General features: G+C 57.9%; 1 protein-coding gene. It reads left to right on the top strand.

The features are described from left to right. Position 1: 1 nt before the first annotated feature. Positions 2-247: L-rhamnose isomerase (locus SB756_RS33660; protein ID WP_410913710.1), on the top strand; the 246-nt coding region annotated here is incomplete at its 3' end.

Genomic DNA, 247 nt, shown 5'->3' with positions numbered 1-247 from the left:
CATCTGGATCCCGGATGGCATGAAAGATATCACCGTTGACCGTCTCGCTCCGCGTCAGCGTCTGCTGGCTGCTCTGGATGAGGTAATCAGCGAGAAGCTGGATCCGGCGCACCATATCGACGCTGTTGAGAGCAAATTGTTTGGCATTGGTGCAGAGAGCTACACGGTTGGCTCCAATGAGTTTTACATGGGGTATGCCACCAGCCGCCAGACTGCGCTGTGCCTGGACGCCGGGCACTTCCACCCG

It is taken from the genome of Pseudomonas sp. SIMBA_068 (assembly GCF_046534705.1).
Taxonomy (GTDB): domain Bacteria; phylum Pseudomonadota; class Gammaproteobacteria; order Pseudomonadales; family Pseudomonadaceae; genus Aquipseudomonas; species Aquipseudomonas putida.
The sequence above is the reverse complement of the archived record's forward strand: the minus strand, read 5'-3'. Positions and strand labels throughout refer to the sequence as shown.